This is a genomic window from Mesorhizobium sp. M4A.F.Ca.ET.090.04.2.1 (assembly GCF_003999085.1).
Taxonomy (GTDB): Bacteria; Pseudomonadota; Alphaproteobacteria; order Rhizobiales; family Rhizobiaceae; genus Mesorhizobium.
Genome location: NZ_RZOT01001036.1, coordinates 1 through 413, shown reverse-complemented (window position 1 = coordinate 413; position 413 = coordinate 1). Strand labels below are relative to the sequence as shown.

Here is a 413-nt window from a genome sequence, read left to right as displayed (position 1 = left end):
ATCACGGAGTTTCGGCAATGAAGGATTTCGACGGCAAGATCGCCCTGGTGACTGGGGCGACCTGGTCCGGCACGGATACATCGACAGTCGCCACCAGCGCGGCGGCGCCGTTGCGGTCGAATTCGTCCTGCATCGCCGCATTGGCGCTCTCGTCGATACCGAGCGCGACGATCGCCGCTCCGCCCGCCGCGAGGCGCCTGGCGCTCGCCAGGCCGATCCCGGTCGTCCCAGTCACCAGGGCGATCTTGCCGTCGAAATCCTTCATTGCCGAAACTCCGTGATTGTCGCCGGGATTTGCAGGCGCGGCGCCGTAGCCGATCCTCATAATGCGCAGGATGACAGGCGACAAGAACGCGTATCCCGTCGGGCGGCGGCTGCCCGATTTGACTCCCTGTCGCGGCCGACAATAAGGT

At 65.1% G+C, this 413-nt stretch carries 1 protein-coding gene; it reads right to left on the bottom strand.

Annotated elements, in window-relative coordinates; genetic code table 11:
* Position 1: 1 nt before the first annotated feature.
* Positions 2-349 (bottom strand): SDR family NAD(P)-dependent oxidoreductase, encoded by a 348-nt coding sequence (locus EN781_RS35730; protein WP_245492729.1) that lies wholly within the window; start codon positions 347-349, stop codon positions 2-4.
* Between the last annotated feature and the right edge of the window lie 64 nt (positions 350-413).